Genomic DNA, 15,034 nt, shown 5'->3' on the forward strand with positions numbered 1-15,034 from the left:
GCGGCTTATAGTCAATTCAGACATTCCTCAAGAAAACATCACGAAAAATGATGACTTAGATGAAAACAATCAAATTGTAGAAAGCGTTCAATGAGCGCATCCTTCCATGGCATAAGCCGGAAAGGAGCATGATCATGGCTTTCGCAGGTTCACACTCAGCATCATCATTGATAACCGCAAGCCGCGTAAGGGACAGTTTTTTGTCGGCTATCATCGGTAAGGCTTCAGAATTGATTTCGGCCCACAGAAAGCGCAAGGCGCTTGCCATTCTTGAAGCGCTTCCAATGGAAGTCCGCAAGGATATCGGCTGGCAAACGGGCAACTGAAACAGAGTTTAATCGGAATGCCTTTCAAATACGCAGGAGGATGAGGCTGCCTATCTTGCGACATCTTGCATGTCGCAAATGAATGTATCAATGTCGGATTGAGCACATTCAAGGCAGCCTCTTTCACGCGAGGAATAGACGCCTTGCCACGGAGCCCCTGCAATGACCATAAAGCCACCGGTCAAAAAACGTACGCTGGTTTTTTTCCTGATCCCGGAGTTTACACTTCTTCCTTTTTCAGCGGCTGTCGAAACTCTTCGTATTGCCAACAGAATGTTGGGATACAAGGCCTATGACTGGCGACTGACCTCCGCCGATGGGCAAAAGGTCTACTCCTCGAGCGGAATCGCATTGGAAGTCGATTCCTCGCTGGCCGACGAGCGACGCAACCTGAGCGGCGAGCAGCGACCGAGCATGGTGCTCATCTGTTCCGGCATCAATGTCGAGAGCTTTAACAACAAGTCCGTTTTTGCTTTCCTGCGAGAAACCTACAATCGGGGCGTTTCCGTTGGTAGCCTCTGTACGGGCGCGCATGTGCTAGCGCAGGCCGGCCTGCTGAACGGCAAGCGCTGTGCCATCCATTGGGAAAATCTGCCCGGCTTTGCCGAAGCCTTTCCACAGGCCGAGGTCTATGCCGATCTCTACGAGGTCGATGGCAATCTCTACACCTGCGCGGGCGGAACGGCCTCGCTGGATATGATGCTGAACCTGATCGGTCAGGACTTCGGCGAGACGCTGGTCAACCGGGTCTGCGAACAACAACTGACGGATCGCGTCAGAAACCCGCATGACCGTCAGCGGCTTCCTTTGCGCGCGCGATTGGGTGTGCAAAACAACAAAGTTCTGCAAATCATTGAACTGATGGAGAGCAATCTCTCGGAACCGCTGTCGCTCATTGATATTGCCGACAGCGTTGACCTTTCACGCCGCCAGATCGAGCGCCTGTTCAGCCAGGAAATGGGGCGATCCCCTGCCCGCTACTATCTGGAAATCCGTCTCGACCGCGCAAGGCATCTTCTGGTTCAATCTTCGATGCCAATCGTAGAAGTGGCCGTGGCCTGCGGTTTCGTGTCGGCATCGCATTTTTCGAAATGTTACCGGGAAGTCTATAACCGTTCACCGCAGCAGGAACGCGCTGAACGCAAACTGGTCTCAAATACGCCGCGAACACTGGTTCCGGCATGAGACGGCATGATATTGCCGCACGTGCCGGCACGGCCGTCTCATGGCCCTTAAACTGCCGAGATATCAGGCGGCGCTGCGGCGCGCAGCAGCCTGATGGGACTTGATCTGCAAAAGCGTGTCGAGGTTCTGGTTCACGCGGCAATAGAATTCTTCGTCGATGAACGGTCTCAACATGAAGTCGTTGCCGCCAGCTTTCAGGAAGCGGGCCGACAGCAGGCGGTCTGTCGAAGACGACACGCCAATGATGCGCAACTCATGAGACCCGCGAACGGAGCGAATCCGCCTTGCCAGTTCGAACCCATCGATATCCGGCATGTTGTAGTCTGTCACGACCAGACCGATATCCGGGTTCTTCTTCAGAATATCGATGGCCTTGGCGCCGCTTTCGGCAACGCTGACACGGAAATTGTAACGCTTGAGGCGGGTCGAGAGGAGCGCGCGCGCTGTCGGACTGTCATCAACGATCAGCACATGGTGACGATGGTTCGTCAGGAAGCGGCAGACGGATTCGACAAGCATTTCGACTGCGAAGACATTGTCCTTCAAAATATAGTCGACGATGTCTTTCGCGAGCAGTTTTTCCCGTGTGTGCTCCTGAAAGGTACCTGTGAAGACAATGGTCGGAATGTTGAGATCGACGAGATAGTTCAGTGCCTCGCCATTCTCTGCGCCTGGCAGGTTAATGTTGGAAATCGCAAGGGTGACAGGCACATCAGACAACTCGTTTGCCATCATGAGGTCTTCATAGGTCCGGCAGATTTCCGCATCAATCCCGAAGATTTCCTTCAAACGTTGACGGATCATGGACGTGAAGACGTTGGAGTCTTCGGCAACGATGATCCGAGCATCCGGAAACTGCTCGCCTGTATACTGCATCCCGGATACGCCCAGATAAGTCATCGTTTGCCCCCTAGCTCCTTGACTTCCAGTAGGCTAAAGCACCGGGACTTGAAGAAACATTAAGCGCGCAAGACCAGCGGCGATGAATTCAACAAAAAAGCGGCCTTCTAGAGCCGCTTTCCCGAATATGGTCAATCAATTCTTGATCAGGCGCGCAAGACGGCATTATCCGGATCAAACGGGCTTTCGTCGACGACTTCCGCCTCATAGACTGTGCCAAGAATCTTCACTTTCAGTTGGGTACCCAGTCCAGAGTGAGACGGCTTCAGCATCGCAAGTGCGAGCGATTTCCCGCAGCGCCAGCCGTAGCCACCACTCGTGACTCGGCCTACCAGTTCGCCGGCCTGATCGTAGATTGCCTCAGAGCCGCGCGCATCGACATCCGTCGTACCCTTCACCTCCAGAGTGCTGAACACCCACTTCACGCCGTTTTCCTTGTAGGCGACAAGAGCGTCACGGCCAATGAAGTTCTTTTCAGGTTTGATGAAGCGATCGAGCCCGGATTCATAAGCATTGTATTCGATGGAAAGCTCGCGCCCCATGTTGCGATAGGACTTCTCCACCGCCATGGAGACCATGGCGCGAATACCGAACGGCTTGATGCCGAACTCGGCACCGGCTTCCATGAGCTTGTCAAAAATATAGGCTTGCATCTCGATGGGATGATGCAATTCCCAGCCCAATTCGCCAACGAAGTTAACGCGGAGCGCATGTGCGGTCGCGACGCCAACAGAGATCTGCTTGCCTGTAAGCCAGGGGAAATCCTTGTTCTCTAGGCTGGTGCGCGTCAGCTTCTTCAACAACTGCCGGGACTTCGGCCCTGCCAGAACCAGAACGCCGTATTTCTGCGTGATCGGCTGAAGAACAACAGAGCCATCCTGGGGAGCTAAACGGTGCAAGAGATCGTGGTCATGCGCTTCCAGACCACCAGCAGACACCATGTAGAAGCGTCCTGGCGCCCATTCATAGATCGTGAACTCCGCGCGCACCCCGCCCGCAGGCGTCAGGATATGGGCAAGCGTGATGCGACCGCGCTTCTTGGGGATGGCATTGGCAAAGATGCTCTCTAGCCACGCGCGCGCGCCAGAACCGGACACTTCAATTTTGGCGAAAGGCGACATGTCGAGGACGCCGACATTGTTCGTGACGTTCTTGACCTCGTTGCCGACATGCTCCCAGTAATTGGAGCGACGGAACGACCACTTCTCAACATAACGACCATCCTCAAGCGGCGGCGCATAATTGTGGTTGGTGATGACGTCCGCACCGACACCCTTTTCGCTTTCCGGCAGTTCATAGCCCTCCGGCGCATACCAGTTGGCACGCTCCCAGCCATAGAGAGAGCCGAAGACACCGCCCAGCTTCTTCAGGCGATCATAGATCGGCGTCGTCTTCAGCGGACGGGCGGCAGCACGCTCTTCATCCGGATAGTGCATGGTGAAGACGTTGGCATAGGCTTCCTCGTTCTTGGCGATCAGATAGCCTTCCGTCGCATAGGGACCGAAACGGCGCGGATCTACGCCCATGAGATCGACGGTCGGCTCACCATCCACGATCCACTCGGCCAACTGCCAGCCCGCGCCGCCTGCCGCAGTGATGCCGAAGGAGTGGCCCTCGTTCAGCCAGAAATTCTTGAGGCCCGGAGCAGGTCCGACAATCGGATTACCATCCGGCGTATAGGCAATCGCACCGTTATAGACCTTCTTGATGCCAACTTCGCCAAAGGCCGGCACACGGGCGATAGCCGTTTCGATGTGCGGCATCAGGCGGTCGAGATCTTCCTGGAATAGTTCATATTCGCTCTGGTCGGAAGGACCGTCGACATAACAGACCGGTGCGCCAACCTCGTAAGGTCCGAGGATGAGACCACCCGCCTCCTCGCGCATGTACCACGCAGAGTCAGACTCGCGCAGAACACCCATTTCCGGCAGGCCCTGTTTGCGACGCTCCTGGATTGCCGGGTGCGGCTCGGTCACGATGTACTGGTGCTCGACAGGGATGACCGGAATATTGATACCCACCATCTCTCCCGTCTTGCGGGCAAACGAACCGGTGCAGGAGATGATGTGCTCGGCGGTGATTTCACCCTTGTCGGTCGTCACCTTCCACAGGCCGTCCACCTGCTGTTCTATGCCCGTGACGGTCGTATTTCGGTAGATTGTGGCGCCGCGATCACGCGCACCCTTGGCAAGCGCCTGAGTCAGGTCGGCTGGCTGAATATAGCCGTCGTCCGGATGCTGGATCGCACCAAGAAGCCCCTCGGTCTCACAGAGCGGCCAGACCTCCTTGACCTGCTCCGGTGTGAGGATGTTGACCTTGACACCGATGGTTTCGGCGATGCCGGCATAATACATGTATTCGTCCCAACGGTCCTTGGTCCGCGCGAGACGAATATTGGAGACTTTCGCAAAACCGACATTCATGCCGGTCTCTTCCTGCAGCTCTTCGTAGAAGCGGACCGAATACTTGTGCAGCTGGCCGACCGAGTAGGACAGGTTGAACAGGGGCAGCAGACCGGCGGCATGCCAGGTAGAACCGGAGGTCAGCTCCTTGCGTTCGATGAGAACAACGTCGCTCCAACCCTTCTTCGCCAGGTGATAGAGCGTCGAAACGCCGACAACGCCGCCACCGACGACGACTGCCCTCGCATGTGTTTTCATCGAAAAACCCCTCTGATGAGACCCGGACACGAAGCGCGTTCTCCGGGCCTGATTGCATGGCCCGACTATGCAATTACACGCGCGCTGCCAAACGCCTGTTTACGACATGCTTACGGCTTGCCGCGACGCCTCCGAACTTTCCATTTGTCAGCTTGCAGGCGCCTCCCCGGCTTCTCGATCGTGCACATCCTTGGGTTCGTACTGCTTTTCTTTTTCCGAGGCTGGCGCACGCATGGTGTAAAGCGTGCCATGAACGTTGATGTCCTGCTTGGTGTAGGGAATTTCGATCCCTTCTTCCTCGAAGCGTCGCAGGATTTCAGCCCGCAACGCGTTCCTGATATTCATACCATCGCTGATGTCGGCAACATGGAAACGCAATTCGAAGTCAAGCGACGAAGCTCCGAAGCGCAGGAACTCCACATGTGGCTCAGGATTGCGCAGGATCTGCGGCACGGCCCCGGCAAGTTCCAGAAGCAGCTCGATGACGCGTCGCGGATCCGTTCCATAGGCAACGCCAACGGGGATTTCGGAACGCTGCATGCGGTTGCGGTGCGTCCAGTTGCCCACGGCCGCGTTGATGAGGTCAGAGTTCGGCACGATGATCGATTGCTTGCGGAACGTCTCGATCTCCGTTGCGCGAACCGATATGCGCTTCACGATACCTTCGGTCGTGCCGGTAATGATGTGGTCGCCCACCTTGAACGGGCGTTCGACCAAGAGAATGAGGCCCGACACGAAGTTCGAGACGATGTTCTGGAGACCGAAACCGATACCGACAGACAGAGCGGAGGCAACAAGCGCAAGGCTCGACAGATCAATACCCGCGGCGGACACGCCGATCACGACAGCAAGGCCCATGCCGAGATAACCAATACCCGTCTTGACGGAGTTGCGGACTCCTGCATCGACCTGGCTACGCGCCATCACGTTCCGATCGATCCAGCGTTGCGCAAACCGCGTCACCAGATAGCCAACCATGAAGAGCAGGACGCCGACGAGAATTCCGATCAGCGAGATATTGATGTTGCCGATCGAAATCTGCGTCAAAAGACGGATGGCAGCGGCCTTGATGTCCTGTGTCTGGAACCCCCAGGTCAACAGAATGACGGGAACAACGATGATGACCGAAAAGGCATAGATGCTGAGTCCCGCCACCAGGCCGATCTGGTCGAGGATAATCTCATTGCTCTTGAAACGCACGGCGACATATTTGCCGACCGAGGTGCTGGCAAATGCGCCCTGTTTGCCAACAGCCTTGCCCGACAGGATGCCGATGTATCCGGTAGCAACCAATGCGCCGGTGAGCACGATCTGTGTGGAGAAAAAACGCGCCAGCCCGACATAGCCGGAAAGCGCCGCCAGAAGAAGCGCGATGCCGAGCGCCCTGAGAGCGAGCGGAAACCCTCTGGGCCACGAGCGACCGGGAGCATCGGGGTCCCTGTCCTCGGCCAACACCGGCTTGAGGAATGACATGGCCAGCAGGATGACGCCGATGAGGACCGACGCAATCAGGCTCTTGGCGATGGAAAGAACGACCGGCGAATTCAACGCTTCGCTGACTTCGGTCAATGCGAAATCAAGCCCATTGATCAAAGCCATCGCGAGGATCAGCCAGAACAGGACTTTGGCACCTCTGTTTGATAGGCGAATGAGCCGCCAGTGCGGATGTTCTGGACCCAGCACGAGATAGCTCAGACGGGCAACGAAGACGACCACCCAGATGAAGCCGAGGAAGGTGCCAACGAGGGGGCGAATGTCAGGCCGCAGGACACCGAAACTATCCATGAAGAAAAACGTCGCCAGCATAAAGGCGGACAGCGAAAAAGTCTGGAGTACGAGCGACCAGAAAGCAAAGGACAGGCGCGTGATATAGGGCGGATTGTCGATTGCCGGATCGCGTTTGACCATCTTTCCCAGCATGCGATAGCCGCCTGCAAGGAAGAAGAGGGCAGCGCCGATCGACAGGAAGACGGCACCCACAAGTTGCAGTTTCTTGAACTTCCAGGCAAAGCTCAACCAGCTCGCCATCGTCTCTTGGAACGTATCTACCTCATGCCAGAATGTCGAGCCCGCATCGGCCAGCATACCCCAAGAGAGATCCGTATGCTTGAGCAGAACATCAGAGAACAACCTTCGGCGCTGCTCGGTAATCTTGGCAGAGAGTTCCTTCGCGCCATTCGAGATCTGCCCGAGTTCGCTGGAGAAAGCGGTCAGTTCCCCCCTCTCCGCCGCAAGCCGGCTTCGCTCTTCGGTGACAACCGCCGCTTCCGGTGGCTGCCCGTCCTGCGGCGGCTCTCCAAGCTCTTTCACGCGCGCATTGATTTGATCAAGCCGCTGCTTGAGGCTGCCCAGATGCTCGCTGAGCCGCGTGACAAGATCATCCGCCTGCGCCTTGAGCTCGGCAAGCTGCATGTCATCGACGCCCTGCGCGTTCGAACGCGCCGTAATCGATCCCAGCGCCTTCTTCGCTTCGGTGATCGTTGTTTGGGTCTTGGATTTAGGTGCAGCACTCGCGCCAGCCGCGGCGGCCGGTGCAGCTTCGGGCGCGCTTTGTGCCAGGGAGCCGGACGGGCTGCCGACAAGCACCAGGGTCATCAACACCCCGGCAACAATGCGCCGGAAAGCGTTTCTGCAAGATCTCTCATTCAGCCGCAATGGTGCAAACCTCGAAAAACAGGATGGCGGAAGCGTTACTTCTCATCGGTAGGAACAGGAACTCGTCTGATTCGCAATGGACCGCTCACAAAGCCAAAGCAACCGGCAGAACTAAGGCACAGGCAAACCACGGAACAAAATCGATCACAAGCCGTTGTCCAGCCATCGAACATCGAACATCGAAATGAGGGTAAGGTCCATGGAAAACGCAGGTATCGGCTGGCTCGCAGCAATCATCATCGGCGGCATCGCCGGTTGGTTGGCCGAACAGTTCATGAAGAGCAATATGGGCGTTCTGATGAACATCCTGCTCGGTATCGTCGGCGCAATCGTTGCAAATGCCATCCTTGGCTTACTCGGCGTCGGGCTTGGCGGCTGGATCGGCTATCTGATCGCCGGATTCATCGGCGCCTGCATTCTAATTGCCATCGGTCGCGCCATCAGGCGATAGGGCACTGCTCAGTTCTGATTTGTAAGAAGGCCGGGCGAATGTCCGGCCTCTTTCATTGGTGGTCAGGGCAATTTCGGAATATCGTTCCAAACGCCCTGTTCCAAAGCCAGTCCCTCGATCGCGAGATTATGGTCTTCCCGTTGCGGCAATCCCGAAATGGTCAATGCGCCAATACAACCTACGCCCGACACTCTGATGGGAACGCAGCCACCATGAGGCGCAAAATCTGCAACGGGCAGGCCCCATTTGCTCTCAAGCGTCGTTTGCTGCTGAGCAAGATCGAGACCGATCGCATAGCTTGAACGGTGGAACCTCAAAACGAGATTACGCTTGCGGCGGATCCAGTGTTCGAAATCCGGCTTACCTCCCGGCAGACTGGTAAAGAAGGCCTGCATGCCGTTGATGTAAACGTCGATGGCCAGAATATGAGACCGCGCCGACGCGATATCTCGCAACCGCGATCCCAGCGACCATGCGCGCGCGAGATCGAAGTGGTCAAACTCCAGCAGTTTCTCCTGACTGGCGATAATCTCGAGATCGTTTTGTGTCGTCATATGCATGCTCTCCTGTTGCATCGAACAGTAAGGCAGCCACAGACAATTTTCGATGGGATGAAATTGCATTTTTTCTTGAAGCCAAGAATCCCGGATTTTCAGGTGTTTTGGCGATCTCTCTCCATTTTTCTGCAAGCTGCATCCAACTTTTTTCAAAAGGCCGCTAGACAAGGTCAAAAGACCTCTTTATACGCCCCCTCACACCAGCGGCGCACACAACACCAAGCGCTGACGGGGATGGGTGATTAGCTCAGTTGGTAGAGCAGCTGACTCTTAATCAGCGGGTCGTAGGTTCGAGCCCTACATCACCCACCAAACCTTTAAACAGGTTGAATATTACTTTGGACGGTTATGGCTTTTTGTCTATCTGTCGCCTTTCACCTCCTCTTGTTGCTTGAGATATCTATCAGGTGAATTCGTTTGCGATTGCATCGGATACCGCTCGTCATTTCTTCACCGCATCCGCGTCTATCTGATCCGGGTCATAGCCGTAGCGAACTGGTTTCGGCTTCTCGTCAGCTGCCACAGTTGTTTTATGCATCCTTTTCCATTGTTCGATCAGGGGACCAATAGAACTGCGATAAGGTGTATGGCGATCCGCCGTGGAGCCTTGTTCTTCTGGTCTCTTTGTATTCCTCGGCATAGGCGTCAGACTTCCTCACCACGGATGGCTTTTGGCGGTTTTGGAACTGACTGATACAGGAGAGACGAGGGGCGGCCTATTCCATCGAATGGCTACCCAAATTGAGGGTATCACGGCTCGATCAACTGGTAACGGATGGCAGATGCAACAGCCTGGGATATGGTTGTACAATCCAGCTTTTGCCGGACAGCCTTCAGATAGGCGCGCGCTGTGTGATGAGAGATCTCAAGAATCGCCGCTATCTCTTTCGCCGCTTTTCCACGCGCAGCCCATTCAAGACATTGTAGCTCGCGTTGACTGAGACGCGGCCGTGGAGACTGGTGACCGAAAGCCTCGATCACCGCCCGCTCATGAACGGCTGACGCCAAAGCGACCCAGTCCTCGAAATGCCGCTCCGCCATGGCTTGCCAATCGCAATCGTTCGCCATGGAACTAATGCTCAGCATTGCGCGCGGCGTGTCGGTGTCCGATATGGGTATGGAAAAACCGTTGCTGCCAATCCCGTAGTCTAGAGCAGCGCCGAAGACTTCATCGTAGCCAGCCTCACCCTTGAGATCGGACCACTGGAACGGAGTGTCGCGCAGTTTTCCAAAACGGACGACCGGATCAATCGATACATACCCGCGCGTGATATAGGAACCGACCCATGACGCGGGATAGGTTGTCTTTACCCACGGATTATCCAACCCGCCGATTGAAAAACGAAAGAAGTTATACGTAACATGAGATACTTCGTAATGATCGCGGATCTGGAGCAAGCATTGTTCAACAGTGACCGAGGGATCAAGATAATATAGAATATGCCTCAATTGAAAATATCCGCATTAAATCGCTGAACACCACTGAGATGATAAGGGCATTCCCGAATTTATAAAGGATAAAATCTATCGAGTAATCTATCCGAAGCAAGCACGAAAGAGCGCAGCATGTCGTCTAATCAGGCCACGCGCTCCGAATTGAAGTTACAGATCACGGCTGGTATGGACGAACAGATGACTGCCCGTCGATTAAGCCCTTGCGTCAAGCGCAGCTTGGTCGACTTCTTCCAGAAACAGGCGCTGCAACTCCATCTGTACAGCATTCATGAAAAGGCCCGCCTGATGGGACACCTCTTCCGCAGAGGTGCCGAGCCGCGAGAGACGGGCAGAGAAATCGGCCATCTGGCTGCGCCAGTAACGGTTGGCTTCCTCTCCGTGAAGGTTCAGAAGAACCTGAGCACAACGCCGTATATCCGCCATCCGCCGGTCGGCGGGAAAATGTGCAAGCGTCATGACCTCTCCTGTACGCGAAACGCCCGAATCAACTGAACTACCTGCACACAATCGCCTGAAGTGGTTCTCAAATTCTAAACACGGTCGCCTCATTTGAAGTGATGTACCGCTGCGGCACGCGTCCCTGCACCGAATTGACCTCACGTAACGTCAACACCAGGGCTTGGAGGTTTCCGTTACGCGATGCACAACCCCTTCCCTCACGAGTTGTTGACCGATTGATGAGCCGTTGCGCATGACGACACGCAATTGTCGTCCGGCGCCATCTTCATTTTTGTTAGGCCAGTCCGTCAGTTCGAAAGGTCCGGCGTTCAGCAGGTCACGCAGGCGAACCTTGGCGGCAAACCCTTTGGAGCGCTCCTGCGGGCAAGCCGCATCTTCCGTGCGTGGCGCCGACACATCGGCCAGGCGGATCTGCTGCTTGCGGAACCAGAAGGTGGCACCATCAACGACGCAGTTGTCGAGGCCGGAGGTGCCACAAAAATAGAAGGTGCCGCTGAAGCTTTTGCCGACCAGATCGGCGGGTACGACCTTTGCCAGTTCGCCCGCTGGCTTTGTGGTCGGCGCCGGAATGTTGGCGGGCGGAATTGGTGCGCTTGTATCCTTGCCAGAACTCGCAGGCGCACTCGCTGGCTTCAGATTCCAGGATGCCGGAAGCCAGCGCCGGACGGTCTGCATGTTTTCGGAGATGGCGATCCCGCCGCCCACCACCGCCAGCGCTGCGACCCATGGCCACAAGGCACCACGGGCTTTGGAGCCGGTACTGGATTTGCGACGCTTGCGGCGTGCCTTGCCTGATGCAGCGGCCATGGTTTGCACCTCACATCTTGAATCATGTGCCTCGGACCATAGCGAAACAGGTCTCACGGTTTCGTTAAGGGCGTCTTTACCCTGTTCGCCACCGTGGCCGAAACCGCAATCGCCCCCGTCCCCATCCACAGCTTGTTCAGCAGCCCGTGACGGATCGATGGACGGGCCGCGCCCAAGCAACCCGCCATCCAGTGATGCCTAGGGCGGGTACTAATGTTGCCGATAGTTGCCAAAAATCCGAAGGAACAAGCCCCAAGCCGCAACGTTAGGCCCCCAGTCATTACGGTAGGCGGCACCATGCAATTCAACACGGCATCCTATTCTCAGCATACCAACGCTCACAAAGACACCTCATCAAGCACCGGCTTTACAAGGATTTATTACGTTCACCCCCTGGCGCTCTACGGTCTGGATCAATGGCAGGAGATATTCAGTCATGCCGCTGAACTGGGATTCGATACCGTGCTTTCGGCACCGCTCTCGCAACGAGCCCAGGGTGGCAGTGTTTTCGTATCCAGTGACTTGGACGCCACCGACAACCGCCTGGGGCTACCGAGCGATCTGAAGCAGGCGACGAGCGAACTGACAAGCATGGCGCGCGCGGAAGGTTTGCGTTTCATGATGGATATTGTGCCGGACCGCATTGCTGTTCCGTTCAACGAGGCCGCCCCCGTTGCAGATCCGCGCCAGTCTCCGCTGACTGCAGGCGGACAATCGATCTCCTCATTGGCGGCAGACGCACAGCAACAGCACATTCGCAACTGGGAGGAACGGGTGCGCAGCCTTGTGGAAAGCGGTATCTCTGGCTTTCGCTGCCTCGGCCTGAACCGACTCCCTGTATCCACATGGAGCCGGATCGCGGCGGCTGGCAGCAACATAGATTTTCTTGCCTGGACGCCGGGAACAGACTTTGCCTTGCGTAAGCAGCTTGCAACCGAGAAGTTTGCCGGCTGCTTTTCGTCGTTCGCATGGTGGGATCTTCAAGAGCGCTGGTTTCTTCAGGAATACGTCCTTCAGCGGCCTTTTGGAGCTCAGATTGCCTTTCCCGAAGCGCCCTACGGCAAACGTGTAGCGCATGGCATCGATAGCGTCGAAATTCGCCTGCGACGCGCGAGGCTTCGTCTTTCGCTTGCCCAACAGATCGGCCAAGGACTGATGATCCCCATGGGTTTCGAGTTTGGCGACCCCGTGCCTCTGGATCCGACATACGGGTCGGGACAAGGTTTGCGACGATTGAAGGCGGCCTCCACTTATGACCTGCGAAGTGAAATTCGTCAGGCCAATCACATGCTTGAACAGCGGAAACCGGAGGCAGCACCCAATCTTCATCTCGTTTCGACCGGAAAAAGCCAGGCGTTGGTCCTCCTCCGGTCGAATCAGGAAGATCTTCGCGTCTCCAGCCACATCAGCGTCTTGTTGGCGAACACTGATTTTCGCCGCCCGGTAAAAGCACCGCTAAGCGCCGTGCAGGAAGCAGCTTCAGGCTTCCTCCCGCTCCGAGACGCAAGCAATTCAACCGTTAATTCGACGCAGCTGAATATCCTGAAGCCCGCCGAGCTTCGCATCCTCGAAGGGATACAATCGCAATCGATAACCGGTGTCCTGAACGTTGCAGAGGCTGCTGAGGCAGCGCAAAGTCCACGTCTTGCGATCGAAAACATCACACCCACGGTGGATGGCGGCCGGTTCCCCATCAAGCGTATTGCGGGCGAGACGATCACTGTCGAAGCCGATCTCTTTGGCGATGGGCATGACCCGATCTCTGCGGCACTTTTCTGGCGTGCTGCCGACGAAGACGGCTGGACAGAGGTTCCCATGCGCCTCGTCCTCAACGACCGCTGGCAGGCAGAGTTCATCCCGCAGCGTATGGGGCGTCACGAATTCACGGTTGAAACCTGGCGAAACCCGTTTCAGATCTTTCGATATGAGTTCGGCAAGAAACACGACGCGCGACTGGATCTGAAGCTCGAGATTCGGGAGGGAATACTGCTTGTGCAGGCGGCCCGTGATCGCGCGGAGGGCAGCCTGCGGCAAGAACTTGAGGGTCTGGCGGCCAAGCTGAACGAAGGGACTGAGCAGGCCCACACTGCCAACCTGCTGGCACCTGAAACTGCTGAACTGATGGCAAAGGCAGATAGTCGGCCTCATCGTATTCGCTCCACTCCGATGCCTGTGGAGGTGGAGCGGAAAGGCGCAGCGTTCGCAAGCTGGTATCAGATCTTCCCCCGCTCACAGAGTGGGGATCCCAATCGCCACGGCACCTTCGATGACGTGATCAAGCGTTTACCCGCCATTCGGGACATGGGGTTTGATGTTCTGTACTTTCCACCCATCCACCCGATCGGAAAGACCAATCGCAAAGGGCGGAATAACTCGCTGATCGCGGGGCCTAATGACCCTGGCAGCCCTTACGGCATCGGTTCTGAGGCGGGTGGTCATGATGCAATACACCCGGAACTTGGAACCTTCGAGGACTTCCGCTGCCTGATAGAGGAGGCCAAGCGTCACGGTTTGGAAATTGCGCTTGATCTGGCAATTCAGGCGTCTCCCGACCACCCTTGGCTGAAGCAGCATCCCGGCTGGTTCGACTGGCGACCCGACGGCACCGTGCGCTACGCGGAAAATCCGCCAAAGAAATACGAAGACATCGTTAATGTCGATTTCTACGCCAAGGACGCAGTGCCGGGCCTGTGGATCGAACTGCGCGATGTGGTGCAAAAATGGGTTGATCAAGGCGTCAAGCTTTTCCGCGTCGACAACCCGCACACAAAGCCCTTGCCCTTCTGGGAATGGCTCATCGCCGATATTCGCAACCGGCACCCAGACGTCATTTTCCTGTCGGAAGCCTTTACGCGCCCCAAGGTCATGTACCGGCTGGCGAAGGTCGGCTTCTCACAGTCCTACACCTACTTCACCTGGCGGAATACGAAGTGGGAGCTGGAAACCTACATGCGCGAAATCACGATAGAAGCGCCGAAGGATTTCTTCCGGCCGCACTTTTTCGTCAACACGCATGATATCAATCCGGACTTTCTGCAGAACGCCCCGCGTCCCGCCTATCTCATCCGCGCGGCACTGGCTGCAACACTCTCTGGTCTCTGGGGCGTCTATAACGGATTCGAGCTGTGCGAGGGCCGACCCGATGTAAAACGCAAGGAGTATGCAGACTCGGAGAAATACGAAATTCGCGCTTGGGATTACGACCGCCCCGGCAACATCCAGGGTGAGATCGCAATGCTGAACCGCATCCGGCGCGAAAACCCGGCTCTGCATTCCCATCTTGGACTGCGCCAGCTGATCGCCTTCAACGACAACATCATCTTCTATGAGAAGTCGAATCCGTCGCGAGACAATGTCCTGCTGATTGGCGTGAGCCTCGATCCGTATCATGCGCAGGAGGCAGATGTAGAGATACCGCTTTGGGCATGGAACCTACCGGACCATGGCACGCTTAACCTGGAAGACCTGATCGGCGGTCAGAAATTTTCGCTGACCGGCAAGTGGCAGCATCTGCGGCTGGAGCCGCAGATGCCCTTCTCGATCTGGCGCGTGCGATAGGAACAGGGAGCGTAACCGTGG

Annotated in this window: 12 protein-coding genes and 1 tRNA gene; 5 read left to right on the forward strand and 8 right to left on the reverse strand. The window is 56.3% G+C overall.

The genetic code is table 11. The features are described from left to right. Nucleotides 1–134: 134 nt before the first annotated feature. On the forward strand, nucleotides 135–326 hold the full coding sequence (locus tag E8M78_RS22185; protein ID WP_137137109.1) for a hypothetical protein: 192 nt from the start codon (nucleotides 135–137) through the stop codon (nucleotides 324–326). A 162-nt stretch (nucleotides 327–488) separates the two neighbouring features. Further along, nucleotides 489–1,511 carry a GlxA family transcriptional regulator gene (locus E8M78_RS22190; protein WP_062554211.1) on the forward strand — a complete coding sequence of 341 codons (1,023 nt, stop codon included), beginning with the start codon at nucleotides 489–491 and terminating at the stop codon, nucleotides 1,509–1,511. A gap of 63 nt (nucleotides 1,512–1,574) precedes the next feature. Here E8M78_RS22190 and E8M78_RS22195 read toward each other — a convergent pair whose 3' ends face one another. The 3 genes from E8M78_RS22195 to E8M78_RS22205 form a co-directional block, all read right to left on the reverse strand. Next, a complete protein-coding gene (locus tag E8M78_RS22195) occupies nucleotides 1,575–2,411 on the reverse strand; it encodes a response regulator (RefSeq protein WP_137137110.1) in 837 nt (278 codons plus the stop codon). 146 nt (nucleotides 2,412–2,557) lie between these two features. Continuing rightward, the gene (locus E8M78_RS22200; RefSeq protein WP_137137111.1) at nucleotides 2,558–5,071 is read right to left on the reverse strand and encodes an FAD-dependent oxidoreductase; all 2,514 of its coding nucleotides are present in this window, start codon (nucleotides 5,069–5,071) and stop codon (nucleotides 2,558–2,560) included. A gap of 147 nt (nucleotides 5,072–5,218) precedes the next feature. Beyond that, complete coding sequence (locus E8M78_RS22205; RefSeq protein ID WP_137137112.1) at nucleotides 5,219–7,666, reverse strand: mechanosensitive ion channel family protein; 2,448 nt, start codon at nucleotides 7,664–7,666, stop codon at nucleotides 5,219–5,221. A 259-nt stretch (nucleotides 7,667–7,925) separates the two neighbouring features. Between E8M78_RS22205 and E8M78_RS22210 the strand changes: the two genes are divergently transcribed. Further along, nucleotides 7,926–8,177, forward strand: a complete 252-nt coding sequence (locus E8M78_RS22210; RefSeq protein WP_137137113.1) for a GlsB/YeaQ/YmgE family stress response membrane protein — start codon at nucleotides 7,926–7,928, stop codon at nucleotides 8,175–8,177. A gap of 62 nt (nucleotides 8,178–8,239) precedes the next feature. Here E8M78_RS22210 and E8M78_RS22215 read toward each other — a convergent pair whose 3' ends face one another. Continuing rightward, nucleotides 8,240–8,731 (reverse strand): heme-degrading domain-containing protein, encoded by a 492-nt coding sequence (locus E8M78_RS22215; RefSeq protein WP_137137244.1) that lies wholly within the window; start codon nucleotides 8,729–8,731, stop codon nucleotides 8,240–8,242. Nucleotides 8,732–8,970: 239 nt separating this feature from the next. On the opposite strand from E8M78_RS22215, the gene E8M78_RS22220 reads away from it, so the two are divergent. Further along, nucleotides 8,971–9,046 (forward strand) — tRNA-Lys (locus E8M78_RS22220). 130 nt (nucleotides 9,047–9,176) lie between these two features. Here E8M78_RS22220 and E8M78_RS22225 read toward each other — a convergent pair. The 4 genes from E8M78_RS22225 to E8M78_RS22240 form a co-directional block, all read right to left on the reverse strand. Then, nucleotides 9,177–9,374, reverse strand: a complete 198-nt coding sequence (locus E8M78_RS22225) for a hypothetical protein (RefSeq protein ID WP_137137114.1) — start codon at nucleotides 9,372–9,374, stop codon at nucleotides 9,177–9,179. Nucleotides 9,375–9,484: 110 nt separating this feature from the next. Beyond that, a complete protein-coding gene (locus E8M78_RS22230) occupies nucleotides 9,485–10,183 on the reverse strand; it encodes a LuxR family transcriptional regulator (RefSeq protein ID WP_137137115.1) in 699 nt (232 codons plus the stop codon). Between the two features lie 198 nt (nucleotides 10,184–10,381). After that, on the reverse strand, nucleotides 10,382–10,645 hold the full coding sequence (locus tag E8M78_RS22235; protein ID WP_137137116.1) for a DUF6074 family protein: 264 nt from the start codon (nucleotides 10,643–10,645) through the stop codon (nucleotides 10,382–10,384). Between the two features lie 150 nt (nucleotides 10,646–10,795). Further along, nucleotides 10,796–11,455 carry a thermonuclease family protein gene (locus E8M78_RS22240; RefSeq protein ID WP_137137117.1) on the reverse strand — a complete coding sequence of 220 codons (660 nt, stop codon included), beginning with the start codon at nucleotides 11,453–11,455 and terminating at the stop codon, nucleotides 10,796–10,798. Nucleotides 11,456–11,752: 297 nt separating this feature from the next. Between E8M78_RS22240 and E8M78_RS22245 the strand changes: the two genes are divergently transcribed. Beyond that, nucleotides 11,753–15,013, forward strand: a complete 3,261-nt coding sequence (locus E8M78_RS22245; RefSeq protein WP_137137118.1) for an alpha-1,4-glucan--maltose-1-phosphate maltosyltransferase — start codon at nucleotides 11,753–11,755, stop codon at nucleotides 15,011–15,013. Nucleotides 15,014–15,034 lie beyond the last annotated feature (21 nt).

Source organism: Rhizobium sp. FKY42 (genome assembly GCF_005222835.1).
Taxonomy (GTDB): domain Bacteria; phylum Pseudomonadota; class Alphaproteobacteria; order Rhizobiales; family Rhizobiaceae; genus Neorhizobium.

Coding starts and splice junctions, on each gene's coding strand:
- E8M78_RS22225 (WP_137137114.1), bottom strand. CDS start 9,374: ATGCCGAGGAATACAAAGAGACCAGAAGAACAAGGCTCCACGGCGGAT.
- E8M78_RS22245 (WP_137137118.1), top strand. CDS start 11,753: ATGCAATTCAACACGGCATCCTATTCTCAGCATACCAACGCTCACAAA.
- E8M78_RS22210 (WP_137137113.1), top strand. CDS start 7,926: ATGGAAAACGCAGGTATCGGCTGGCTCGCAGCAATCATCATCGGCGGC.
- E8M78_RS22205 (WP_137137112.1), bottom strand. CDS start 7,666: ATGACCCTGGTGCTTGTCGGCAGCCCGTCCGGCTCCCTGGCACAAAGC.
- E8M78_RS22185 (WP_137137109.1), top strand. CDS start 135: ATGGCTTTCGCAGGTTCACACTCAGCATCATCATTGATAACCGCAAGC.
- E8M78_RS22240 (WP_137137117.1), bottom strand. CDS start 11,455: ATGGCCGCTGCATCAGGCAAGGCACGCCGCAAGCGTCGCAAATCCAGT.
- E8M78_RS22235 (WP_137137116.1), bottom strand. CDS start 10,645: ATGACGCTTGCACATTTTCCCGCCGACCGGCGGATGGCGGATATACGG.
- E8M78_RS22200 (WP_137137111.1), bottom strand. CDS start 5,071: ATGAAAACACATGCGAGGGCAGTCGTCGTCGGTGGCGGCGTTGTCGGC.
- E8M78_RS22195 (WP_137137110.1), bottom strand. CDS start 2,411: ATGACTTATCTGGGCGTATCCGGGATGCAGTATACAGGCGAGCAGTTT.
- E8M78_RS22215 (WP_137137244.1), bottom strand. CDS start 8,731: ATGACGACACAAAACGATCTCGAGATTATCGCCAGTCAGGAGAAACTG.
- E8M78_RS22190 (WP_062554211.1), top strand. CDS start 489: ATGACCATAAAGCCACCGGTCAAAAAACGTACGCTGGTTTTTTTCCTG.